Source organism: Pseudomonas fluorescens (genome assembly GCF_003732425.1).
Classification (GTDB): Bacteria; Pseudomonadota; Gammaproteobacteria; order Pseudomonadales; family Pseudomonadaceae; genus Aquipseudomonas; species Aquipseudomonas fluorescens_BE.
In genome coordinates, this window is the sequence record NZ_MOBX01000015.1 from 18,303 (window position 1) to 44,064 (window position 25,762).

General features: G+C 61.8%; 14 protein-coding genes. 7 read left to right on the top strand and 7 right to left on the bottom strand.

Annotated elements, in window-relative coordinates; genetic code table 11:
- From BK670_RS22050 to BK670_RS22060, 3 genes are all read left to right on the top strand, one after another.
- Positions 1 to 712: metal ABC transporter ATP-binding protein (locus BK670_RS22050; RefSeq protein ID WP_259697585.1), on the top strand; the 712-nt coding region annotated here is incomplete at its 5' end.
- A complete protein-coding gene (locus BK670_RS22055) occupies positions 712 to 1,611 on the top strand; it encodes a metal ABC transporter permease (protein ID WP_007917717.1) in 900 nt (299 codons plus the stop codon). The genes BK670_RS22050 and BK670_RS22055, both read left to right, overlap by 1 nt.
- Positions 1,612 to 2,514: a metal ABC transporter substrate-binding protein gene (locus BK670_RS22060; protein ID WP_123452910.1), complete on the top strand. Its 903-nt coding sequence runs from the start codon at positions 1,612 to 1,614 to the stop codon at positions 2,512 to 2,514.
- A 146-nt stretch (positions 2,515 to 2,660) separates the two neighbouring features.
- On the opposite strand, the gene BK670_RS22065 is transcribed toward BK670_RS22060, so the two are convergent.
- The 5 genes from BK670_RS22065 to BK670_RS22085 all read right to left on the bottom strand — a co-directional run bounded on the left by BK670_RS22065 (position 2,661) and on the right by BK670_RS22085 (position 7,226).
- Positions 2,661 to 2,885, bottom strand: a complete 225-nt coding sequence (locus BK670_RS22065) for an MbtH family protein (RefSeq protein WP_123452912.1) — start codon at positions 2,883 to 2,885, stop codon at positions 2,661 to 2,663.
- Between the two features lie 83 nt (positions 2,886 to 2,968).
- Complete coding sequence (locus BK670_RS22070; protein ID WP_123452914.1) at positions 2,969 to 4,381, bottom strand: aspartate aminotransferase family protein; 1,413 nt, start codon at positions 4,379 to 4,381, stop codon at positions 2,969 to 2,971.
- A gap of 142 nt (positions 4,382 to 4,523) precedes the next feature.
- Complete coding sequence (locus tag BK670_RS22075) at positions 4,524 to 5,009, bottom strand: GNAT family N-acetyltransferase (protein WP_123452916.1); 486 nt, start codon at positions 5,007 to 5,009, stop codon at positions 4,524 to 4,526.
- Positions 5,010 to 5,223: 214 nt separating this feature from the next.
- A complete protein-coding gene (locus BK670_RS22080; protein WP_123452918.1) occupies positions 5,224 to 6,546 on the bottom strand; it encodes an ATP-binding protein in 1,323 nt (440 codons plus the stop codon).
- Positions 6,546 to 7,226 carry a response regulator gene (locus tag BK670_RS22085; RefSeq protein WP_123452920.1) on the bottom strand — a complete coding sequence of 227 codons (681 nt, stop codon included), beginning with the start codon at positions 7,224 to 7,226 and terminating at the stop codon, positions 6,546 to 6,548. The genes BK670_RS22080 and BK670_RS22085 overlap by 1 nt, the downstream gene beginning before the upstream one ends.
- Before the next feature lie 246 nt (positions 7,227 to 7,472).
- Between BK670_RS22085 and BK670_RS22090 the strand changes: the two genes are divergently transcribed.
- The 4 genes from BK670_RS22090 (at position 7,473) to dsbG (ending at position 11,624) form a co-directional block, all read left to right on the top strand.
- Positions 7,473 to 8,165 (top strand): hypothetical protein, encoded by a 693-nt coding sequence (locus tag BK670_RS22090; RefSeq protein WP_123452922.1) that lies wholly within the window; start codon positions 7,473 to 7,475, stop codon positions 8,163 to 8,165.
- 98 nt (positions 8,166 to 8,263) lie between these two features.
- Entirely contained in the window at positions 8,264 to 9,997 is a 1,734-nt protein-coding gene (gene dsbD, locus BK670_RS22095; protein ID WP_123452924.1) for a protein-disulfide reductase DsbD, read from the top strand.
- On the top strand, positions 9,997 to 10,878 hold the full coding sequence (locus BK670_RS22100) for a TlpA disulfide reductase family protein (protein ID WP_123452926.1): 882 nt from the start codon (positions 9,997 to 9,999) through the stop codon (positions 10,876 to 10,878). Before dsbD ends, BK670_RS22100 begins: the two co-directional genes overlap by 1 nt.
- A complete protein-coding gene (gene dsbG, locus BK670_RS22105; RefSeq protein WP_123452928.1) occupies positions 10,854 to 11,624 on the top strand; it encodes a thiol:disulfide interchange protein DsbG in 771 nt (256 codons plus the stop codon). The genes BK670_RS22100 and dsbG overlap by 25 nt, the downstream gene beginning before the upstream one ends.
- A gap of 82 nt (positions 11,625 to 11,706) precedes the next feature.
- On the opposite strand, the gene BK670_RS22110 is transcribed toward dsbG, so the two are convergent.
- Positions 11,707 to 12,519, bottom strand: coding sequence for an alpha/beta fold hydrolase (locus BK670_RS22110; RefSeq protein WP_123452930.1), 813 nt, complete (start codon positions 12,517 to 12,519; stop codon positions 11,707 to 11,709).
- Positions 12,520 to 12,713: 194 nt separating this feature from the next.
- Positions 12,714 to 25,712 carry a non-ribosomal peptide synthetase gene (locus tag BK670_RS22115; protein ID WP_123452932.1) on the bottom strand — a complete coding sequence of 4,333 codons (12,999 nt, stop codon included), beginning with the start codon at positions 25,710 to 25,712 and terminating at the stop codon, positions 12,714 to 12,716.
- Between the last annotated feature and the right edge of the window lie 50 nt (positions 25,713 to 25,762).

The window sequence follows — 25,762 nt, forward strand, 5'->3', positions numbered from 1 at the left end:
CTGTGGGCCGACTCTGGATTTTGCGGGGGTTTGTCTGACGCTGGGCCGCACGACGATTTTGGATAACGTCACTTTCCAGGTGCAGCCCGGCAGCGTGCATGCCCTGGTCGGCCCCAACGGTGGCGGCAAGAGTTCGCTGATCAAGACCCTGCTCGGGCAAATGCCCCATCAGGGCCAGCTCAGCCTGCAATGGCCCGGCGAGCCCGGCACCATCGGTTATGTGCCACAAGCGCTGGAATTCGATCGCGGTCTGCCGATGACCGTCAACGATTTCATGGCCGCCATGTGCCAGCGACGTCCGGCGTTTCTCGGTTTGAGCAAGCGTTACGCCGGCGCCATTGGTGAAGCACTGGAGCGCGTCGGCATGCAGGACAAACGCCAACGCCGCATGGGCGCGCTGTCCGGCGGTGAGCGGCAGCGGGTGCTGCTCGCCCAAGGTTTGATTCCGGCGCCGCAATTGCTGGTGCTGGATGAACCGATGTCGGCCCTCGATGAAGCCGGGATTCAAGTGTTCGAACGCCTGCTCGGCGACTGGCGTGCGGCGGGCATCACCGTGCTATGGATCGAGCACGATCTGCAAGCGGTCGGCCGTCTGGCCAGTCGCGTCACCGGTCTTAACCGTCGTGTGCTGTTCGATGCCTCACCGCAAGAGGCGCTGACTCCGGAACGCCTGCTGACGCTGTTTTCGACCCATCCACGGAGCGCTGCCTGATGAGTTACGAAGCCTTTCGTTTGATGGTTCAAGGCTGGGCCTCGTCCGGGTATCTGCCGGAAGCGCTGGCCTACGGTTTCGTGGTCAATGCGTTGCTTGCCGGCTTGCTGATTGGCCCGGTGCTCGGCGGCCTCGGCACGCTGGTGGTGGTCAAGCGTTTCGCGTTTTTCTCCGAAGCGGTAGGCCACGCGGCGCTGACCGGTGTGGCCATCGGCATCCTGCTTGGCGAACCGTACACCGGGCCGTACGGCAGCCTGTTCGGCTACTGCCTGCTGTTCGGCATCCTGCTCAATTACCTGCGCAACCGTACCGGTCTGGCGCCGGACACCTTGATCGGCGTATTCCTCTCGGTGTCGCTGGCACTGGGTGCGAGTCTGCTGCTGATTCTTGCGGGCAAGATCAATGTGCACATTCTCGAGAACGTGCTGTTCGGCTCGGTACTGACCGTTAACGGCAACGATCTGGCGGTACTGGCCATCGTCGGTTCACTGGTCATGGCCCTGGCCTTGCCGCTGTACAACCGCATCATGCTCGCCAGTTTCAACCCGCAACTGGCGGCGGTGCGCGGGGTGGCGGTGAAGACCCTGGATTATCTGTTCGTGATTCTGGTGACGCTGATCACCGTCGCGGCGGTGAAAGTCATTGGGGCGATTCTGGTCGGCGCGCTGCTGGTGATTCCAGCGGCGGCGGCACGTTTGCTCAGCCAGTCGCTCAAGGGCTTTTTCTGGTGCTCGGTGCTGATCGCTACGGTCAGCACACTGTGCGGGATTCTTGCACCAATCGTGTTTGACCTGCCGATTCCGTCCGGTGCCGCGATCATTCTGGTCGCCGGCATTGCCTTCGCCCTCGCCGCCATTGCGCGCGGGGTTGTCCCGAGTCTGAAAGGGAATCTTGGATAAATGACTTTTTCACTGCGCAAACTGACCTTGGCCATGACCCTGTGCGGTGTGGTCTGCATGCCGGTGATGGCCGCCGAAAACGCTAAACCGCTGCGAGTGCTGGCCTCGTTACCGATCACCTATGGCTTGGGCGAAGTGCTGCTCAAAGGCACTGACGTCAAGCTTGAGCGTGCGGCACCGGCGAACTTGCCGGGCAGCCGGCAGAGCGCTTATTTCACCGGGCGCGGGGCACCGGCGCTGAGCAAGTTGGCAACGGGTGCCGATGCGGTGATCGGTGTGCGTTCGCTGTGGGCCGATGATCCGCTGTACCCGATCGCCCGCCGCAGCAATATCCGCATCGTTGAAGTCGACGCGGCGCGCCCGGTCGACGGCGCCCTGCCGGGCATTGCCGTACAACCGGATCTGAAGGTCGATGGCTTGAACAGTCAACCATGGCTGGCGAGCAACAACATGGGGCGCATGGCGGATGTGATGGCGGCGGATCTGGTGCGCCTGGCACCGGGTGCCAAGCCTGTAATCGAGGCGAACCTGGCGATGCTGAAACAGCGCTTGTTGAAACTCAGCGCCGACAGCGAGGCACGGTTGGCGAGTGCCGACAATCTGACTGTGATGAGTTTGAGTGATCACTTTGGTTATCTGATCGGCAGCCTGAATCTGGAGCTGGTTGGCCAGGATCCACGCCCTGATGCGGAGTGGACGCCGGAGGACCTGAAAAAACTCACGACAACGCTCAAGGACAATGACGTGGCAGTGGTGCTGCATCATCGTGAGCCATCCGAGGCGCTGAAAGCGGCGATTGCCGAGTCGGGTAGTCGTCTGGTGGTGTTGAGTACCGATGCGGCAGATCCGGTGGCGGAGCTGGAAGGCAATGTGGATTTGCTGCTCAAGGGCTTGAAGGGCTGAAGATCAAAAGATCGCAGCCTTCGGCAGCTCCTACAGGATGTAAACGCTGCACTGTAGGAGCTGCCGAAGGCTGCGATCTTTTTTTGCTGGCATGAAAAAACCCGCTGACTGCAACCAGTCCAGCGGGTTTCTTTTTGCCCGGCCGCTTATTGCACGGCGGCCTGGGCTTCCATCTTCTGACGCAGGCTAAGCGGACGCATGTCAGTCCAGACTTCTTCGATATAGGCCAGGCATTCCTTTTTCAGGCCGCTCTTGCCCACGGTGCGCCAGCCTTGCGGCACGGCTTTGTAGTCCGGCCAGATCGAGTATTGCTCTTCGTGGTTGACCACGACCTGAAAGAGGATGTCCTCGCGGTCGAATACTGACGTCATGCTGGTTCTCCATCGTTGTAAGGGTGGGCTGCACGCGGGGTGCAGCCGGGTATGTAGAAAGAACGTTTGGCGTGGCGAAAAATTTACAGCGCAGCCGTGGCAGCGGCTAAAGCACGGCCGAAGATCTCGGCAACACGGTCGATTTCGGCAGCAGTGATCACCAGCGGTGGCAGGAAACGCACCACCGCGCCATGCCGACCACCCAGTTCCAGAATCAGCCCGCGCTTAAGACATTCGCGCTGGACCAGCGGCGCCAGTCGTGCAAACGCTGGCGGATGACCGAGCGCATCCGGCGTGCCGTTCGGCTCGACCAGTTCGACGCCGAGCATCAGACCACGACCGCGGATATCACCGAGTTGCGGGAAGTCCCGTTGCAGAATGCGCAAGTGTTCGCTCAGGCGTTCGCCCATGGCGGCGGCGTGTTCGCAGACCTTGTGTTCGACCAGATAACGCATCACCGCAGAACCTGCCGCCATGGCCATCTGATTGCCACGGAAGGTGCCGGCGTGCGCGCCCGGCTGCCAGGTGTCGAGCCAGTCGCGATAAACCACCACGGCCAACGGCAGGCTGCCGCCAATGGCTTTGGACAACACCACCACATCCGGGGTGATGCCGGCGTGCTCGAAGGCAAACATCTTGCCGGTGCGGGCGAAACCGCTCTGGATCTCGTCGACGATCAGCGCCACACCGGCCTTCTCGGTGATCCGACGCAAGCCGCGCAGCCACTCGATGTCCGCCGGAATCACGCCGCCCTCACCCTGCACCGCTTCAACGATCACCGCTGCGGGCAATTGCACGCCGGCCTCGGGGTCGTTGAGAAGGTTTTCCAGGTAACTCAGGTTGGCCTTTACGCCCGCCGCGCCACCGAGGCCGAACGGGCAACGGTAGTCATACGGGAACGGCATGAACTGCACGCCATTGCTGAGCAACGCACCCAGCGGTTTTTTCGGTCCCAGGCTGCCCATCAGGCTTAAGGCGCCCTGGCTCATGCCGTGGTAGCCACCGGAGAACGACAGCACCGTGCTGCGTCCGGTCGCCGTGCGTACCAGCTTCAACGCGGCTTCCACGGCATCGGTGCCGGTCGGGCCGCAGAACTGGATTTTCGCGTGCGCCGCGAGGGCGGGCGGCAGCAACCCGAACAGATCCTGGACAAACTGATCCTTGACCGGCGTGGTCAGGTCGAGGGTGTGCAGCGGCAACTCATCGGCCAGCACCTGCTGGATCGCCTTGATCACTACCGGGTGGTTATGCCCCAGCGCCAGCGTGCCGGCACCGGCCAGACAGTCGATGAACGTGCGCCCTTCGACATCTTCGACATACAGGCCTTTGGCGCGTTTCAGAGCCAGCGGAATACGTCGTGGATAGCTGCGGGCATTGGATTCCTGTTGGGCCTGACGGGCCAGCAATGGCGATTCATTGAACTGGTACAACGTTTCGGCCGGTGCCGAAGTAACCCGGGCCGACGACTCTTCGATAAGGCTGGTGGCGACTGACATCTCTCGACCCCTCAATTGGCTATGCATAGTGACCAAAACAGCACACCGGACAGGTGCGCATTCCGATCGCGGGGCGCACTTGCAGGTTTTCCTGTTCTGGAAACGCATAAGGGGCCTGAGGATTTAGCCCGTGATCGAGTTGTCAGGCCGACACTACCAACGACTTGTGCATGGGCAGGGTCTGCAAGCCTTGGTATTCGACGGGCGGCGCAGATTCGCGATAACCCAGACGCCGATAAAAAGCGCGGCCGGTGCGCGTGCTGTTGAGATCAGCGTGAGCAACACCGCGAACCCGCATCCAGCCCTCCAGATCCTGCATCAGCGCGCGGCCGACGCCGCGACGAAAGTATTCCGGCTGCACGTAGCACAACGAAATGTCACCACTGGCCTGTGCCATGCCGACACCGACCGGTTTGTCCGCCAGTAAAGCCATGCATAAATAGAAGTGGGGATCGGCGAGCCGGGCGCCGATGAAATCGGCGGATTGCTGAGCGATCCAGGTGCTGACCCGTGGCGGATCGTTGCGGTGGTCGAGCGCACAACCGATGCGGATCGAACGCTCGATGATGCGGCTGATGATGCCGGCGTCGGCCAGTGTGGCCGGACGAATGCAGATGGGTGCTTCCATGGCGCAGTTCCCTCAATCCATTGAGTCAAAGCTGCGTTGACCTTACCTCCAGCCCTGCCGGATAGCGAATGTCGAGAAGTTACATTTGATGTGTCTGGCGCGATTTCCTGTAGGAGCTGCCGAAGGCTGCGATCTTTTGATCTTGATCTTGATCTTGAAAAACAAAATCAAAAGATCGCAGCCTTCGGCAGCTCCTACACAGGCTGTGCTGGAATCAAACAGGCTGCAACGGCATGGTCAGCTCGACGCGCAGGCCATCCGGGCGGCTGTCGAAATGCAGGGCGCAGTCGCAGCGCTGAACGATCGCCTGGACAATCGCCAGGCCGAGGCCGCAACCGGTGCTCTGGCCGTTGCGCCAGAAGCGTTGGGTCAGGTGTTGCAGATCATCCGGTGCAATCCCCGGGCCATGGTCACGCACGACAAAACGCACGCGGCTGCCAATGGTTTCCAGAGTCAGCTCAACCGCGCAGTCCTCGGGGGTGTGACGCAAGGCGTTGTCGAGCAAGTTGCGCAGCGCCGCAATCGATAGCACTGACGGCATTTGCAGCGGTGCCGTAGAAAGCCCGGCCGGCAGTTGCAGTTTGATGCGCAGGCGCTCGCCACCCGTCGCGTCTTGAATCGCCAGGCGTGCCACTTGCTCGGCACTGCACTGAGAACCGTCATCGAACGACAGACTGCCCTCGACCCGCGCCAGCAACAGCAATTGTTCGAGGGTGCGATGCAAGCGATCGGCGCCCTCCTCGGCCCGCGCCAGCGACTGATCGCGGGCGCTGCCATCGGTCATGCGCGCGACTTGCAGGTGCGTCTTGATCGCCGTCAGCGGGCTGCGCAATTCATGGGCCGCGTCACCGGTCAGGCGCCGCTCACGCTCAATGGTCTTGCCGATGCGCTGGAACAACTGGTTCTGCGTTTCGAGCAGCGGCTTCAATTCGCTTGGAAACGTCTGGATCTGCAACGGCTCCAGCGAGTCGGCATTGCGCCGCATCAGTGCTTCTCGCAGACGGTTGAGCGGCGCCAGCCCTTGGCCGATGCCCAGCCACAACAGGCACAGACAGCCGAGCAACGCCACACCCACCGGCACCGACGCCGCCAGCAGGATCGACATGTTCAGGGCTTCGCGCTCGATCTGCCGGTCGGCCGTGGTGATGCGTACATCGCCCCGGGCCAGGGTGAAGCTGCGCCAAGGCGCGCCGTCGATCATCTGGTCATGGAAGCCCATTTTTTCGGCTTCCAGCGCTTGCTCGGGATTATTGTGGCTACGCGCAAGAATTTCCCCGCGCAACGAGCTGACCTGACAGGCCATGCCGCCGGGGATATTCAGTTGTTCGGCACTGAAATGCGTGCCCTCGCCTTTGCTCGGCAGCGTCGGCAGCTGTTCCAGCAGCCCGGCAACCATGCGCGCCGACGCCACCAGACGCTGGTCGAGGGAAAACATCATCTGATTGCGCAAGTCACTGAGCATCCAGGCCGCCGCCAGCGCCCAGATCAGCGCAAACGCAGCGCCGAGGGTCAGACTCAGGCGCAGTCGCAGGCTCATCACTTGTCTCGATCTCCACCGTCGGCCGGGCCGAGCCGATAGCCCAGACCGCGCACGGTTTCGACGATGCCCTTGCCCAGCTTGCTGCGCAGGTGATGGATGTGCACGTTCAGCGCGTTGCTTTCCAGTTCGTCATTGAAGCCATAGACACTGTCCTTCAATTGCTCGGTGGACAGCACCCGGCCACGATTGTGCAGCAGCGCCTGCAACAGCGATTGCTCGCGCCGCGACAAGTCCACCGGTTGCCCGGCCAGCATGGTTTCGCGGCTGCTCGGGTCGTAAGTCAGTGCACCGTGCTCGATCAGGTTGACGCTGCGCCCGGCGACCCGGCGCAACAGGGTTTGCAGACGGGCGAACAGTTCGCGCAGATCAAACGGTTTGAGCAGGTAATCGTCAGCCCCGGCCTGCAAACCGTCAACGCGGTCGGTGACCGAGTCGCGCGCGGTCAGAATCAGCACCGGAATCTCCAGGCCACTCTGACGCAGTTGTTGCAGCAACTTGAGGCCATCTTCGTCGGGCAGGCCGAGATCGAGCACCATGACGTCAAATTCGGCGACTTTAAGGATCGCGCGGGCTTTCGATGCGGTGTTGACGTGCTCGACGGTCAAGCCTTGGGCACTGAGACCGGCAACAATACCGCTGGCGATCAGTTCATCGTCTTCGCAAACCAGTACGTGCATGGGAACTCCGCAGGAAAAAACGTGAGTGAAGCAGCCAAGGATTAAGCCGCAATTATGGCCATCATCGGTGCGTACGGGAAGCTGGCCGCAAACGCCTGGGGCGTCCGCCGGATGGGGAAACCCATAGCCACCCGGCGTTGAAACTTCCGCCACTAATAAAGAAACAATTCCTCCCTTGTAAGAATCCTCCGATCATTTAGTTTTTGGCCGGCAATTACCTACAACTTTTAAAGGGACTTAATAAACATGCCTCAACTAAAAAACTTCGTCGCGATCGATTGGCGTTCCGGCCCTGACCGTATTTATTTCTTCTTCAAGGACAGTGACACCTATTCGCGCTTCGATCTCGGTGACAATAAGGTACCCGCCAGCTATCCCGCATCGGTCGGCGCTAGCTGGGACAGCTTTGCCCCCCATGCCAAAGACTTGCGTTTCGGACTGACAACCACGTCATTCGGCTGGAACACCTCGTCCGATGAAGATATTGCCTGGTTGTTCTTCTATCAGGGAACAACGCCCATGGTGTGTAAATACAATCAAGACAACGACCAGGTCGATGCCTTCTATAAAGTTTCCGATTCGATCTGGAAGCCGATATTGCCCTACTTCGAAAAGATCATCGCCGGCACTTGGTTCCAACTGACCGGTCACCCCTTTCTGTTCAGGTTCATCCTCAACGACGGACACTATCTATCGTTTAACTACAAGGCAAAGACCCTGACTTACAAGTCCTTCGGGGATTATCAACTTGGCGCGCTGAAACCGTACAAGGACCGAATCATCACGGCAGCGCAAAATGACCGGACTTTCGCCGACAGCTACTGGTACATCTTCCTGACCGACAACCAATACCTGACTTACAACATTCAGTCCGACCGTCTGGTTTCCGGACCGAAAACCATCAATGACGCGAACTGGCCCGGATTGCTGCGAGGCTGATTGGCCGAAGCCCGGAGGGCCTTGTAGGATACGGTTAATTATCGGTTAATCGCCGCCGCCCATTCTGCACCCCATCTGCACAGGGACAAGGCTCCTCCATGCGTCATTTTTTTCTTTTGTTTGCTCTGCTGATTTCCAGCCTGGCCCAGGCTGGAAACAATCCATTTGAGACAAAACCCGAGTTTCTGCCGGTCGACAAGGCCTTCGTGCTCACGTCCGAACGTCTGGAATCCGGTGAAACCCAGCTGTTCTGGCAAATCAGCGACGGCTATTACCTGTATCAGAAACGCCTGAAATTCGACGGACTGAGCACAGCACAGCAGCCGGCGCTCCCGGAAGGCGAATCCCATAGCGACGAGTTTTTCGGTGAACAACCGGTCTACCGCCAAGGGCTGGAAGTGAAAATCCCGGCGGCAGCCATAGGCCAGATCAAGGTCAGCTATCAGGGCTGTGCCGATGCTGGCCTGTGCTATCCGCCGCAAACCCGGGTCATTGATCTGGGTGGCAAAGCGGCGGTGGCCGCCAGCGCTGAAGCGCCGGATCAGGCTTTGGCCAGCAGCCTGCAACAACGGGCGCTGGGCTGGAGCTTGCTGGTGTTTTTCGGCCTCGGTCTGTTGCTCGCGTTTACACCTTGCACGTTGCCGATGCTACCGATTCTGGCCGGTATGGTCGTTGGCAGTGGCGCCACTCCCCGTCGCGGTTTCGCGCTGGCCGGCAGTTATGTGATTTGCATGGCGCTGGTGTATGCGGCGATGGGCGTGATTGCTGCGCTGCTCGGCGCAAACCTGCAGGCATGGCTGCAGAATCCGTGGCTGCTCGGCACGTTCGCCGCGATCTTCGTGGTACTGGCCTTGCCGATGTTCGGCTTCTTTGAACTGCAACTGCCGGTGGCCCTGCGCGATCGTCTTGAACACGCCTCGCGCAGCCGCAGCGGCGGTAGTCTGATCGGCGCCGGGGTGCTCGGGGCCTTGTCCGGCCTGCTGGTCGGGCCGTGCATGACCGCGCCGCTGGCCGGTGCATTGCTGTACATCGCGCAGACCGGCAACGCGCTGCACGGCGGTTTGATTCTGTTCTCGCTGGGCATCGGCATCGGTGTGCCGTTGCTGTTGCTGGTGACCGTGGGCAACCGCTTCCTGCCCAAACCCGGCGCCTGGATGAACCTGCTCAAAGGCGTGTTCGGTTTCCTCTTCCTCGCCACCGCGCTGTTGATGCTGCGCCCGGTGCTGGAGGCTTCGTTGTGGTTGGGCCTGTGCGGTGCACTGCTGTTGATCGCTGCGTTCTGTGCCTGGAAACAGTCCGAAGGTTTTGGCCGCGTTGCGCAGTTGTTCGGCGCCAGTTCGCTGTTGCTCGGTCTGTGGGGCAGTTTGCTGGTGATTGGCGCGGCGGGTGGCAGCGATGATCCGTATCAACCGTTGCAGGTCTACAGTGCCGGCCGCGCTGGCGCCACCGCGCCATCGGCTCATGACGCGTTCACCACGATCAAGGAGCCGGCAGCCCTGCAACGTGAACTCGATGCCGCCAAGGCGCAGGGTCAATGGGTGTTGCTCGATTACTACGCCGACTGGTGCGTGTCGTGCAAGGTCATGGAGAAGCAGGTGTTCGGCAAGGACAAGGTCATGCAGGCGTTGAATGACGTGCGCCTGCTCAGGCTAGATGTCACCGACGACAACGCCGCCAGCCGCGAACTGCTCAGCCGCTACAAAGTACCCGGCCCACCGAGTTTCGTCTGGATCGGCACGGATGGCGAAGAACGGCGCAGCCAGCGCATCACTGGCGAAGTTGATGCCGATACGTTCCTGCAACGCTGGACCAGCACTCGAGACGCCAATTAATGCTGACTCTCACCCTCGGCACCTTTGCCATCGCGCTTAACCATTTGCTGCTGATCAGTGCCTTGGCACTGGCGACGTTTGTCGGCTGGCGCGTGGCCAAGCGTGGCGGCGATAACCCCGAGTCAGCGCTGTTCAGCCTGTTTCTGCTGGGCATGCTCGCAGCGCGGATTGCCTTTGTGCTGCTGTATTGGTCGCACTATCGCAATGACCCGTGGCAGATCATCGACTTGCGTGACGGTGGTTTCCTCGCCTGGCCGGGTGTGATTGTTCTGTTACTCGCGGCGCTGTATCGCGGCTGGCGGCGTCCGGGCCTGCGTCGCCCGTTGGGTTTTGGCGTGGCCAGCGGCGTAGTGTTCTGGCTGATGGCGACACTGTCGTTGAACCTCTACGAACAGGGCACGCGTCTGCCGGACATTTCCCTGCGCAACGCAGCCGGGGAAACCATCCAGCTCCGTGACTATCAGGGCGGCCCGCTGGTGATCAATCTGTGGGCGACCTGGTGCCCACCGTGCCGCCGCGAGATGCCGGTGCTGGAAAACGCCCAGATGCAACGCCCGGACCTGACCTTCCTGTTCGTCAATCAGGCCGAAAGCATGCAAAGCGTGGCGACGTTTCTCGAAACCCAGGGCCTGAGCCTGAACAACGTGCTGTTCGATCGTCGCGGCCAACTCGGTCAGGCCGTGGGTTCCATGGCGTTGCCGACTACGCTCTTCTATAGCCCCGACGGTCGCCTGCTGGCCAGCCATCTGGGTGAATTGTCGAACGCCAGCCTGGCACGCGCGCTGGAAAACTTCGACACACCGACCCCGAATTCGAACCCGGCCACTGCACCGGCCACCTCTGCAAGGAAACTGCCATGCCCCGCCTCCGCCACCTGCTGACGTTGACTCTGGGCACCGCCCTGCTGCACTTGCCGTCGGTGCAGGCCGCCGAAGAACTGCCCGCGGCAATCAAGCAGATCGAAGCCAAAGGCGCAAAAATCGTCGGCCAGTTCGACGCCCCCGATGGCCTGCGCGGGTATGCGGCGCAGTATCAGAATCGCGGCATGGCGCTGTACCTGACCCCGGATGGCAAACATGTTCTGCTGGGTAATCTGTACGACGCTGACGGCAAAGACTTGAGCAGCGAGCCGCTGCAAAAACTGGTCTATGCGCCGATGGCCAAGGAAGTCTGGGCCAAATTCGAGGCGAGCAACTGGATTCAGGACGGCAACAAGGATGCACCGCGCACGGTGTACCTGTTCAGCGATCCGAACTGCCCGTACTGCAACATGTTCTGGGAACAGGCGCGGCCATGGGTCAAGACCGGCAAGGTGCAGTTGCGGCACATCATGGTTGGCATCATCCGCGAGGACAGCCCGGGCAAATCGGCCGCGCTGCTCGCGGCGAAAGACCCGGCCAAGGCACTGGAAGATCACGAAAAGGCCGGCAAGGGCAGCTCGCTCAAAGCGCTGAAAGATATTCCTGCGGCGGTGCAGAGCAAACTGGCGGCGAACATGCAGTTGATGGAAGACCTCGACTTGCAAGCCACACCGGCGATTTTCTATATGGATGACAAGGGCGAGCTGCAACAGCAGCAAGGTGCGCCTTCGCCGGACAAGTTGGCGAAGATTCTCGGGCCTAAATAAGCAAAGTGAAAAGATCGCAGCCTGCGGCAGCTCCTGCATGGGAACGCGCTTTCTGTAGGAGCTGCCGCAGTCTGCGATCTTTTCAATGTCGCTCAGCCAGAAATGCGAGCAACGCCTCGGTGACAAACTGCGGATTCTCCAGATTGGAGATATGCCCCGCCTCCGGCACCAGCACCCACGGGCAACCGATCAACTCAGCCATTTCCTGGGCTTCCGACGGTGGTCGTGGCTTGTCCTGATCACCGCACAGCACCAGCGTGGTCGCTGCGTTCAATTCGCCCAGTCGTGGCAACAAGTCATCACGGCCAAAGGTGATTCGCCCCATCGGCACGATGCTTTCACGCAGCCGATCCGAGGAATACGCCGCCAGTTTCGCGCGAAAATCCTGATACAGCGCCGACTGTGGGTCGATGCCCGGACGGAAGAAGATCGGCACGACGATGTCCAGCAATTGCTCAGAGATTTCGCCGGTTTCTTCGATCTGTTTAAACAGCGAGAAGTAGTACTGACGGGTGGGTTCAGGCTCGACGCCGACGTAGGTGTCCATCAGCACCAGACAGTTGATCCGCTGCGGTGCCGCCAATGCCAGACGCACGCCCCACATGCCGCCGACCGACAGGCCAACCAGGGTAACGCGGTCGATGCCCAGGTGATCGAGCAAGGCCTGCGCCTGACGGGCAATGTCGTCCAGAGAGGTCGTGCCCTCAGGTAACCGCCCTGATTCGCCATGGCCCCACAGATCCAGTGCAATCACCCGATAGTGTGGTGACAACGCGGCAATCTGTGGCGCCCACATGGCCTGATCCCACAGATAGCTGCCGGCCAGCAATACCGCCGGACCGGTGCCTTGATCAATGTAATGCAGCGCTTGTCCGTCCACCGTAAAAAAAGGCATCGACCACCCCCGCGACAAAAAAAGAGAACCGGCAGACTGAGCTGCCGGTTGCTGATCGTCAACCCTGCAAATGTACGCGTTTGTACCGCCGCCATTCGCGAGCAGGCTCGCTCCCACAAGGGATTTTGTGAACGCCAATAATCCAGTGTGGGAGCGAGCCTGCTCGCGAAAGGGCCAGTGCAGCCACTAGAGAATCAAAGCCCCTCCAGCTCCGCCATCAGATCATTCAACCGATCAACCTTCTCCTCGGTGATGTCACTCGCCGCCAATCCATCAATGTACTCGGCCAGTTCCTCCACCGTGCTGCACTCGAACATCGCCCGCAGCGGCACATCCCGCTGCAGGGTTTTCTGCACGCGCGAGGCGATCTGCGTGGCCAGCAATGAATGCCCGCCCAGTTCGAAGAAGTTGTCGCGCACACCGACCTTTTCGACCTTCAGCACCTCGGCCCAAACATCAGCCAACGTCTGTTCAAGATCATTGCGCGGCGCCAGATAATCCGCACTCTGCAACTGGCCGATCTCCAGCGCCGGCAAGGCTTTGCGATCGAGTTTGCCGTTGGCATTCAGCGGCATTTGCTCGAGCCACAACCAGTGCAGCGGCACCATGTATTCCGGCAGTTCGGCACGCAGGCGCTGCTTGATCCGCTCCAGGCGTTCGCTCGGATTCAGCGCGGAGTCTGCCGCGACCAGATAACCCACCAAGTGTTTACCGTTGACGCCTTCCTGCACGCCGACCGCGCCGTCGCGCACTTCTGGTTGCTCATGCAGACGCGCCTCGATTTCACCCAGCTCGATGCGATAACCACGGATCTTCACCTGATGGTCAACCCGGCCAACGTATTCCAGCACGCCGTCACTGCGACGTCGCACCAGGTCACCGGTGCGATACAGACGCTCGCCCGGTGCACCGAACGGATTCGGCACAAACACTGGCGCCGTACGCAGCGGATCGCTGACATAACCGCGACCGACACCCGTGCCCGCTACACACAACTCACCCACCGCACCCAATGGCACCAGTTCCAGCGCGCCATCGACCAGGTACAGCAAGTTGTTGTCGGTCGGCGTGCCGATCGGCAAGTAACTACCGCGGGTCGACGCCATGTCGACGCGGAAGAACGCCACGTCGTCCGAGCATTCCGCCGGGCCGTAGGCGTTGACCAGACCAATGTCCGGATAACGCAGCAGCCATTGGTGCGCCAGTTCCGGCGGCATGGCTTCACCGGTCGGCAACATCCAGCGCAAGCCATCAAGGCTCAAGCGCTCCGAGGCAAGCATGCCCTGAATCAGCGACGGCACACTCTCCAGCACAGTGATGCCCTGCGCCTGCACATGCACCAGCAACCCCTGCGGATCGTGGGCGATGGTGTTCGGCACGATGTCCACTCGCGCACCGAACAGCGGCGCGGCGAGGAACTGCCAGACCGAAATATCGAAGCTTTGCGAAGCGGTCTGCGCAATCACGTCGGCCTCGCTCAGTTGCAGATACGGCACCTTGCTCAACTGGTTGTTGAGCATGCCGCGCTGCTCGACCATCACGCCTTTCGGCAGGCCGGTGGAGCCCGAGGTGTAGATAACGTAAGCGAGGTTGTCCGGGCCGCTGTAAATGCCCAGGTCCTGCGCCGATGTCGCCGCCGCTTGAATCTCTTCCCACACCAGCAAGCGCGGGCGATTGGCGCAACTGAACTCATCCAGCAAAGTCTGCGCCTGTGCGCGGCACGCGTCGCTGCAGACCAGCACCGGCGTGTGGCTCAGTTCGATGATGCGTTGCAGACGCTGACTCGGCAGACCCGGATCCAGTGGCAGATAACCCGCGCCAGCCTTGAAGCTGCCGATGATCATGCCGAGCAGGTCAAGGTTACGTTCGCCGAGCAGGGCCACCGGTTGATCCATCTGCACACCGGCGGCGACCAGTGCATGACCGAGGCGGTTGGCATTCTGGTTCAGCTCGGCATAGCTCTGCTGCTGATCCAGGCAACTGGCGGCGATGCGCTGCGGATGCGCGGCAACCTGCGCTTCGAACAGCGCGACGTAGCTCTGCTCCAACGGATAATCGTGGGCACTCTGATTGCAACCGTGGAGCAGGAAGTCCTGTTCCTCCGTGCCTAGCAGCGGCAAATCGGCCATGTCGCCATGGAAGCCATCGACCAGCGCCAGCAGCAGACGCTTGAACTCGCCGAGCATGCGCTCGATGGTCGACTCGTCAAAGTAACGCTGGTCATACGACAGGTGCAGACCGAGGTCATCGCCCGGGTAGCACACCGCCGTCAGCGGGAAGTTGGTGTGGGTGCGACCCGAGTCCGAGGTCGCATTCAGGCTCTGCGCACGATCGAGTACCGAGACTTCTACCGGGGCATTTTCGAAGACGAACAGGCTGTCAAACAGCGGCTGGCCTTTCGGCAATTCGCTTTGTTCCTGAATGTTCACCAGTGGCAGGTATTCGTACTCGCGCAGTTGCATGTTGCTGTCGAGCAAAGCGCTGAGCCACTGACGCACGCTGCTGCGCTGATCGTCCTCGGGCATTTTCACCCGCAGGGCAATGCTGTTGATGAACAGGCCGACGGTGCGCTGCATCTCTGGCATGTCCACCGGGCGCCCGGCCACGGTGACGCCGAACAGCACGTCGCGATCGCCGCTCAGGCGCCGCAGCACCAGCGCCCACGCTGCTTGGGCGAAGGTATTGATGGTCAGTTGATGGGCCTGCGCCAGTTCCCGCAGACGCGCGCCGTCCTCGACATTGAGGCGGGTGTAGCGGTCGCCGACGATCATGCCGCCGCTTTCACCGGCATGTTCGCGCAGGAACGGACGGTCGCTCGGGATTGGCGTGGTGCGTTCGAAGCCTTGCAGGTTCTGCTGCCACCACTGCCGCGCTTCGGCGAGGCTCTGGCGTTGCAGCCAACCGATGTAATCGCGGTAACGCGGCGGCACGCTTAATTGCGCTTCGCGACCTTCACCAAGGGCGGTGTAGATTTCGAAGAAGTCATTCATCAGCAATGAGCGGCACCAGGCATCGATGAGAATGTGGTGGTTGCTCATCATGAACCAGTAGCGCGCCGCACCGACCTTGATCAGGCGCAGGTGGAACGGTGCCTGATTGAGCAGATCGAAACCGGCCTCGCGCTCGCTTTTCAGCAGGGCTTGCAGTTGCGGCTCCTGTTCGGTTTCGGCGATGGCGCTCCAGTCCAGATACTCGATCGGCGTACGACCCGGCGTGTGGATCACTTGCAGCATGTCTTCGCCGACGTTCCAGCAGAACGAGGCACGCAGTGCTTCATGACGGGCGACCACCGCTTGCCAGGCCTGAGCGAAACGCTGCGGGTCGAGTTCGCTGTTGATGCGGTAGCGATCCTGCATGTAGTACAGGCCGGTGCCCGGTTCGAGCAAAGTGTGCAGCAACATGCCTTCCTGCATCGGCGTCAGCGGATAGACGTCCTCGATGTGCGCGGCCGGCACCGGCAAGGCATCGAGTTGCGCCTGAGTCAGTTTCGCCAGCGGGAAGTCCGACGGCGTCAGGCCACCGGCCTCATCTTGCAGGCAATGGGCGATCAGGCTTTGCAGCTCACCGAGGTAAGCGTCGGCCAGATCGTTGATGGTCTGCGCGTCATACCGCTCGGCACTGAAGGTCCAGCGCAGCAGCAGTTCACCGCCGTAAACCTGGCTGTCGATGCTCAGTTCGTTCGGCAATGGCGCGTGTGGATCGTGGGCAGCACCGACCGCTTCATCGAGCGGACGGAACAGCGCGTCGCTGGTGAAACTCTGGTCGAACTGGCCGAGGTAGTTGAAGGTGACCGGCGCCTGCGGCAGCGCGGCCATGCTGCGCTGGCTGAGGTCATCGGCGAGATAACGCAGCACTCCGTAGCCGAGGCCTTTGTGCGGCACCGCGCGCAGTTGCTCTTTGATCGCCTTGATCGAAGCGCCCTGCCCGGCGGCTTCTTCGATGTTGTGCGGGGTCAGACGTAATGGATAGGCACTGGTGAACCAGCCGACGGTGCGGGTCAGATCGATCTCGTCGAACAGGGTTTCGCGGCCGTGGCCTTCCAGTTGAATCAGCGCCGACGGTTGGCCGCTCCAGCGGCAGAGTACGCGGGCCAATGCCGTCAGCAGCAAGTCGTTAACTTGCGTGCGGTACGCGGCTGGCGCCTGTTGCAGCAACTGTCTGGTGTGCTCGGCATCGAGGCGCACGCTGACGGTTTGCGCGTGGCGATTCTGCTGCCCGCCCTGCGGGTTTTCGCACGGCAGGTCAGCGTTCGGCCCGGCCAGCTGGCTCTGCCACCAGTTGAGTTCTTCGCGCAGGGATTCGCTGCCGGCGTAGGCCTGCAAACGCGCCGCCCAGTCCTTGAAAGCACTGGTTTTCGCCGGCAGGTTCACCGCTTGCCCGGCATCGAGTTGACGGTAGACGCTTTGCAGATCATCGAGCAAGACACGCCACGACACGCCGTCGACCACCAAGTGATGAATCGCGATAAACAGGCGTTGCTGGCCTTCAGGGCCGTCGACCAGCACGGCGCGCAACAACGGGCCTTGCGCAAGATCCAGGCTGCGTTGGGCATCGGCGAACAGCGTTTCACACTTGTCCATCGACGCGACGCGTACTTGCCAGAGAACAGCAACGTCAGACGTCGGTCGATGCGTGGCTTGCCACTCAGCATTGGCCTCGGTGAAGCGCAGACGCAAGGCGTCGTGTTGCTCGATCACCGCCAGCAGCGCCTGCTCCAGACGGTGCGGCTCCAGCGCCACAGTCGGCTCCAGCAACAGTGCCTGGTTCCAGTGCTGACGCTCAGGGATTTCCGTGTCGAAGAACCAGTGCTGAATCGGCGTCAGACGCGATTCACCGGCCACCAGCCCTTGCTCGGCCGTCACCTGTTCGGTGCGGCTGGCCACAGCGGCCAATGTCTGTACGGTCTGGTGCTGGAACAGATCACGCGGGCTGAAATGAATGCCTTGCTGGCGCGCACGGCTGACCACTTGAATCGACAGAATCGAGTCGCCGCCCAGCTCAAAGAAGTTGTCGTTGAGGCCAACCTGTTCGACATTGAGCACTTCGCACCAGATCTGCGCCAGGGTCTGCTCCAGCTCATTGCTCGGCGCGACGTAGTCCTGACGATTGAGCTCCGGGTCCGGCGCCGGCAACGCGCGGCGGTCGAGTTTGCCGTTGGCAGTCAGCGGCATGCTCGCCAGCAGAATCAGGTGGGTCGGCACCATGTAATCCGGCAGTTGTGCCTTGAGGTGCGCCTTGAGGGCGTCGCGCAGTTCAGCCTGTCTGGCCTCGCTTTGCTCGGCGATTTCAGTCACCAGATAGCCGACCAGTTGTTTGCCGCTCGGCGCATCCAGTGCGAGCACCACGGCTTCGCGGATCGAATCGTGATCGAGCAGGCGCGTTTCGATTTCGCCCAGTTCGATACGGAATCCACGGATTTTCACCTGATGGTCGATTCGCCCCAGATACTCCACTAGACCATCGGCACGCTGGCGCACCAGGTCGCCGGTGCGATACATGCGCCCGCCAGCGGTGGCGAACGGGTCAGCGACAAAGCGCTCGGCAGTGATGCCCGGACGATCGTGATAGGCCTGCGCCAGACCGGCACCGCCGACGAACAATTCACCGGTCGCGCCTTGCGGCACCAGCGCCAGATCAGCGTCGAGGATGTACGCCACGCGCGCACCGATCACGCTGCCGATCGGCACACTGCCGGCGCCCTCTTCCAGTACCTCCGGCGCCAGACTGGCCAGTGGCATGACCACGGTTTCCGTCGGGCCGTAGGCGTTGAAGAACATCGCCGGTTTGAACGCCGCGCGAATCCGCTGCAGGTGTTCACCGGTCAGCGCTTCGCCGCCGGTGATGATCATCCGCACCGGCAGGATCTGGTTTTGCGTCGAGAGGAACTGCGCCAACTGACTGCCGTAGCTCGGGGTGAAACCGAGCACGTTGATTTTATGCGTGCGAATCAAGGCGCAGATCTCTTCCGCGTCCCACTGACCTTGTGCACGTAATACAACCTGCGCGCCGCAGAGCAGCGGCACCAACAGACGCTCGGTCGCGGCGTCGAAGTTGATCGAATAGAAGTGCAGTTCACAGTCATCCGGACGCATGGCAAAACGTTCGATCACGGCTTGGCAGTGCATGGCGATTTCGCCGTGGGAGACCACCACGCCTTTCGGTTTGCCGGTCGAACCGGAGGTGTAAATCAGGTACGCCTGATGCTGCGGCAGGTTGATAAACGGCAGCTCGCTGGCCGGGTAAGCGGCGAGTGCCGCGCTGTCCTCTTCCAGACACCAGCGCGCCACATCTGGCGGCATATCGCCGAGGGCTTTGAGCATCGCGCGATCACTGAGCAGCAGGCCGATGCGGCTGTCTTCGATCATGTAATGCAGACGGTCGAGCGGGTATTCCGGGTCCAGTGGCACATACGCACCACCAGCCTTGAGAATCGCCAGCAGACCAATGACCATTTCCAGCGACCGCTCCAGTGCCAGACCGACCCGCACTTGCGGGCCGACGCCGCGTTCACGCAAGGCCCAGGCCAGACGATTGGCGCGGGCGTCGAGTTCGGCGTAGCTCAGGGTCTGCCCGGCGAACGTCAGGGCCGGCGCGTCTTTGCGCGCCAGCGCCTGTTCGGCGAACAGGTGATGAATGCACTGGTCGAGGCGATGCTCGCCCGGCTCGATGCCGAGGCTGTCGAGCAGTTGCTGTTGCTCAGGCTGGTCGAGCAGCGGCAGTTCACTGAGGCGCTGCTGCGGATCAGCGATCAGCGCTTCGAGCAAGTTGCGCCAATGTTTGGCCATGCGCGCAATGGTCGGTTCATCGAACAGATCCGTGCTGTAGGTCAGGCAGCAGCCGAGGCGATGGTCGAGGTCGGTGACTTCCAGATTGAGGTCGAACTTGGTCGCCCGCGCATCGTTGGCCAGGTACTCGACGGTCATCCCGGCGAGCATGCGGCTTTGCTGGAATTCCCAGCGCTGCACGTTGCACATCACCTGGAACAGCGGGTTGTATGCGGCGCTGCGCGGGGGCTGCAGGGCTTCAACCAGATGATCGAACGGCAGGTCCTGATGTGACTGGCCTTCGATCACGGTGTGACGCACCTGCTCGAACAATTCGCCGACCGACATCATACCGTCGAGCTGGCAACGCAGCACTTGGGTGTTGAGGAACGCACCGATCAGCCCTTCGCTTTCCGGGCGGATGCGGTTGGCCACCGGCGCACCAATGCGCAGATCGGTCTGGCCGCTGTAGCGGTAAAGCAGCGTGGCGAGCGCGGCAGTCATGGTCATGAACAGGGTCAGACCGTTTTGCGCATTGAAGGCACGAACCCGCGCGGCAAGATCGTCGCTGAGGTCGAAACGGAACAGCTCACCCTGATGGCTTTGCACTGGGGGACGCGGACGGTCGCTGGGCAATTCCAGCAGCGGATGCTCACGACCGAGTTGCGCCGTCCAGTAGTCGAGTTGGCGCTGACGCTCGCCGGATTCCAGCCAGTTGCGCTGCCAGACGCTGTAGTCGAGGTACTGCACCGGCAGCGGCTCCAACGGCGAATCGCGGTCGTCGACAAAGGCCTCGTAGAGCGCGCTGAGTTCACGGGCGAAGATGTCCATTGCCCAGCCTTCGGTGACGATATGGTGCAGGGTCAGCACGAAGTAATGTTCTTGCTCGGCAGTCTTGACCAGACAGGCGCGCAGCAGCGGACCGGTTTCCAGGTCGAACGGCAGATGCGCCTCTTCATCGGCCAGTTGCTGAACCTTTTGCTCGCGCACATCGGCGGCAAGTTTTGAGAAATCCTTCCAGCCCATGCGCACGCCCGTCTCGGCATGCACCTGCTGACGGGCAACGCCGTCGACGCTCGGGAACGTCGTGCGCAGGGTTTCGTGGCGCAGGATCAACGCTTGCAACGCCGACTCGAAACGCTCGACATGCAACACGCCGCGCAGGCGCGCCATGCCGCCGACGTTGTACGCCGGGCTGTCCGGCTCCATCTGCCAGAGGAACCACATGCGCTGTTGCGAGTACGACAGCGGCACCGGTTGGCTGCGATCAACCTTGGTGATTGGCAGTTGCTGGTTAGTGCGGCCGCTGACCTGGATCAGACGGATCTGTTCGGCGAAGTCAGCCAGTTCGCTGTGCTCGAACAAGGCACGTAACGGGAGTTCGACGTCGCAGGCCTGACGAGTGCGCGAGATGATTTGCGTGGCCAGCAGCGAATGACCGCCGAGGGCGAAGAAGTCGTCGCGCAGGCCGACTTGCGCCAGGCCGAGCACTTCGCGCCAGATCGCGGCGATCTGTTGTTCCAGTTCAGTCACTGGTTCGACGTGTTCGCGTACTTGCCATTGCGGCTCGGGCAAGGCGCGGCGGTCGAGTTTGCCGTTGGGGCTGAGGGGCATTGCGTCCAGACGCATCAGTTGCGCCGGGACCATGTATTCCGGCAGCTCGGCGGCCAGTGCTGCTTTCAGGCGAGCAATTTGCTCATCCTGATCTTCGCTGGCGTCAAGGGCGGTGAAGTAGCCGATCAACTGCGCGCCGGCAGCGGTTTCGCGCACCAGCACCACGGCTTGGGCGACGCCATCTTGCGCAAGCAGACGCGCTTCGATCTCTTCCGGTTCGACGCGGAAGCCACGCAGCTTGACCTGCTGATCGAGGCGGCCGAGGTATTCGATTACGCCGTCGGATGTCCAGCGCGCACGGTCGCCGGTGCGGTACAACCGTGCGCCCTGCTCGCCCAGCGGATCTACAACAAAACGTTCAGCGGTCATCGATGGACGACCCAGGTAACCGCGGGCCAGACCGATGCCGCTGATGCACAGCTCACCCGGCACGCCGGCCGGCACTGGATTGAGATCGGCGTCGAGCACGCGGCAGATCACGTTGCCCAGCGGCCGACCGATCGGCGAGCGCTCACCATCGGCAGTGGTGCAATGCCAATGAGTGACGTTGATCGCGGTTTCGGTCGGGCCGTAACGGTTGTGCAATTGCACCGCTGGCAGTTGCGCCAACACGCGGTTGCGCAGTTCGGCCGGCAGCGCTTCACCGCCGGAGAATACCCGGCGCAGGCTGGTGCATTCGGCGCTCAGTGGTTCATCGATGAACAGCGCGAGCAGCGGCGGCACGAAATGCAGCGTGGTCACGCCGTGCTCTTGAACCAGTTGCGCGATGCGATGCGGATCGCGGTGTTCGCCCGGGCCGGCGATCAACAGGCGCGCGCCAGTGATCAGCGGCCAGAAGCATTCCCACACCGACACGTCGAAACTGATCGGCGCCTTTTGCATCAGCACATCGCTTTCATCGAGGCGGTAAGTGTTCTGCATCCATTGCAGACGCTCGGCCAGTGCCGCGTGGGTGTTGCCGACGCCTTTCGGTTGGCCAGTGGAACCCGAGGTGTAAATCACGTAGGCGAGGTTGTCGCCGTGCAGGTGCAGACCCGGTGCCTGGCTCGGCCAGTTTTCCAGGTGCAAGGCGTCCATGGCGATGACGCTGACACCGTCGCAGGCCGGCAAGCGGCCGAGCAATTCGGTTTGGGTCAGCAGCAGTTCGACGCCGCTGTCGCTGAGCATGTAGGCCAGACGATCGGCCGGGTAATCCGGGTCCAGCGGCACATAAGCGCCGCCCGCCTTGATGATCGCCAGCAGGCCGATCAGCAGTTGTGGCGAACGCTCCGCAGCGATGGCGACGCAGACATCCGGGCCGACGCCTTTGTCGCGCAGGTAATGCGCGAGACGGTTGGCCTGGCTGTGCAACTCGGCGAAATCCAGACTGCCGCCGCCCCACACCAGCGCGGTGCGTTCCGGGGTCAGGCGCGCCTGTTCGTTGAGCTGTTCTGGCAGCCATTGTTGCGCCGGGGTGCACGGCGCAACGCTCCAGTGTTGCTGCTGATCGTGCTCAGTGGCGGTCAGCAGTTGCAGATCACCAATGGCTTGCTCCGGGCGTTCGCAGACTTCGCGCAACAGGCTGTTGAAATGCTCGGCCAGACGCTCGATGGTCGCCGCATCGAACAGTTCGCTGGCGTAGTCAAACGACAACGTCAGGCGCCCATTGCGATCTTCTTCGCTGTGCAGTTGCAGGTCGAACTTTGCCTCGCGGCTGTGCCACGGCAGTTCTTCGGCGAGCAGACCCGGCAGACGCTTGAGCGCACTCAGATCGCGCTGCTGGTGGTTGAACATGACCTGGAACAGGCCGTGTTCGCGGGCTTGCGGGAAGGCTTCGAGAAGTTGTTCAAACGGCAGATCCTGATTCGCTTGTGCACCGAGTGCGGCGTCGCGGGTCTGGGCCAGCAGCTCAACGAATGAAAGGCGCGAATTGATTTCTGCGCGCAGTACCTGAGTGTTGATAAAGAAGCCGATCAGACCCTGGGTTTCCAGGCGCGGACGGTTGGCGTTCGGTACGCCGATGCGGATGTCGCGCTGACCGCTGTAGCGATGCAGCAGGCTCTGGAATGCCGCGAGTAGCAGCATGAACGGCGTCGATTGGTGAGCCTGCGCCGTGTTGCGGATCGCATCGCTGAGGCTCACGCCCAGACGCACGGTGTGGCGCGCGGCGCGGTGATTTTTTTGCGCCGAGCGCGGGTGATCGGTGGCCAGTTCCAGGGGCGGATGCTCGTCACCCAGTTGCGCTTTCCAGTACGCCAGTTGCCGCTCGCCCTCGCCTTGCGCCAGCCATTGACGCTGCCAACAGCCGTAGTCGGCGTATTGGGTTGGCAGCGGCGCGAGGTTGGCGGTTGCGCCTTGCGAAGCGGCGGCGTACAGGCGCGAAAATTCGTCGATCAATACATTCAGCGACCAGCCATCGGCGATGATGTGATGCAGGGTCACCAGCAGTTGATGATCTTCGTCATCCAGGCGTACCAGCGTCACCCGCAGCAGCGGGCCTGTTTGCAGATCGAAGCGGGTGCGCGCTTCGTCATCGCGGATTTGCTGGGCGCGAGCTTCGCGTTCGTCGGTTGGCAGGTCGCTGATGTCGATCAGTTGCAGGATGAGTTCGGCGGCGGTAGCGACTTGTTGCAGGACCACGCCGTCGCGTTCGAAGAAGCGTGTGCGCAAGGATTCGTGGCGTTCGACCAGTTGCTGGAAGCTGCCACGCAACGCCTCTTCGTCGAGTTCACCACGCAAACGCAAGGCACCGGGAATGTTGTAGGCGCTGCTGTGCGGGTCGAGCTGCCAGGTGATCCACAGACGGTTTTGTGCCAGCGATTGCGGCATCGGCTCGCTGCGCGACAACGCGGTGATCGCACCTTGGGTGCTGCCGCCGTCCTGCTGCTGTTGGGCCACGGCAGCGGCAAACGCGGACAGGGTCGGCGCTTCGAACAGCAGGCGCAGATTTAGCTCGAGAGCGAGTTCTTCGCGGACACGGGCAATCACTTGCGTGGCGGCGATCGAGTTGCCGCCGAGCAGGAAGAAGTGGTCGTCGGCGTTGACCTGTTTGACGTTGAGTTGTTCGGCCCAGATCTTGCCGATCAAGGCTTCAAGTTCTGAGGCGCTGGTGATTGCGTCATGGCTTTCACTGGTGCTCGACGGGAATACCGCGTAGCTGTCGAGGCTGCCATCGGCCAGACGATTGCGGCATGCCGAGCGCTGCAATTTGCCACTGGAAGTTTTCGGCAAGGCGCCGGGATTAAGCAGCACCACCACGCTCGGGGCTTCCTGATAAGCCTCGGCCACCGCTTGGCGAATGGCTTTGATCAGTGCCTCCGGCGGCAGGATTTTCTGCACGCTGCGGCTGATTTCCGCCGCGATACCGATGCCCTCCTCGCCATCCTGATTGACCGCGAACGCAGCGACGCGGCCCTTGCGCACCACTTCCACTTCGTTCTCGACCGTTTTTTCGATGTCCTGTGGATACAGGTTGTGGCCGCGCACGATCAGCATGTCTTTTAGGCGTCCGGTGATGAACAGTTCACCATCTCGCATAAAGCCCAGGTCGCCGGTGCGCAGCCAGGTACGGCCGGCATGCTGGACGAAGGTCTTGGCGCTGGCTTCGGGGTTGCGCCAGTAACCGAGGGCGATGCTCGGCCCGGCAGCCCAGACTTCGCCGACGGCGTTGTCGGCGAGTTCGACAAGCGTGTTCGGTTCAACGATCAGCACCGCGTGTTCCGGCTGGCTGCTGCCGCAGCTCATGATCGCGCTGCCCGCGCCTGGCTCGGCACGGTTTTGTGCCAGGGCCTGATCGTCCACGCGCAGCGCCGGAATGCCGGTGCCACGCGGGGTGCCGGCGACGAACAGCGTGGCCTCGGCCAGACCGTACGAGGCCATGAAGCTGTCCTCGCTGAAACCGCATGCGGCGAACTTCTCGGCGAAGCGCTCCAGGGTGTCGAGACGAATTGGCTCGGAGCCGGAATAGGCTACGCGCCAGCGACTCAGGTCGAGACGTTGCAGCGCCGACTCGCTGACCCGTTCGCTGCACAAGCGATAGGCGAAGTCCGGCCCGCCGCTGATGGTGCCGCCGTATTCGCTGATCGCTTCCAGCCAGCGCAATGGCCGGCCGAGGAAATACGCAGGCGACATCAAGATGCACGGCACGCCGCTGAAAATCGGCTGCAGCAGACCGCCGATCAGGCCCATGTCGTGGTACAGCGGCAGCCAACTGACGATGACGTCGTCAGGGTTCACGTCGATGCCAAAACCGTGACGGATCAGCAATTCGTTGGCGACCAGATTGCCATGGCTGACCTGCACGCCTTTGGGTAGCGCAGTGGAGCCGGAGGTGTATTGCAAGAAAGCGATGTGGTCTTGCGGCAGGCTCGGTTCAACCCAGTTTTGCGCCAGTGATTTGTCGAGCGTGTCGACACACAACAACGGCGGCGCACCCTCGATCTGCTGCAAGGCGTCGCGCAGGTCGGCACTGGTCAACAGCAGGCGCGGTTCGGCATCAGCGATGATCGACAGCAAGCGTTCCTGATGGTGACGGCGCGCGGATTCCGGCGGATAGGCCGGCACCGCGATCACCCCTGCGTACAGACAGCCAAAAAACGCCGCGACGTAATCCGGGCCACTGGGAAACAGCAGCACCGCGCGATCAGCGAATTGAGCATTAGCCTGCAACGCGGCGGCGATCATGCGTGCGCGTTGATCCAGCTCGCGATAACTGAGCACCACAGCCTGCTCCGGGTTTTCGGCGAGAAAACGCAAGGCCAGTTGGTCCGGCGTCAGGGCCGCGCGGCGCTGGAGGGCTTGGACCAGGGAGCTGGGGAGTTCGAACGCGTCGGTCATGAGGTTTCCTGCCTGAATTCGGCTTGCTAGTGGAATCGGGTTGCTGCGTC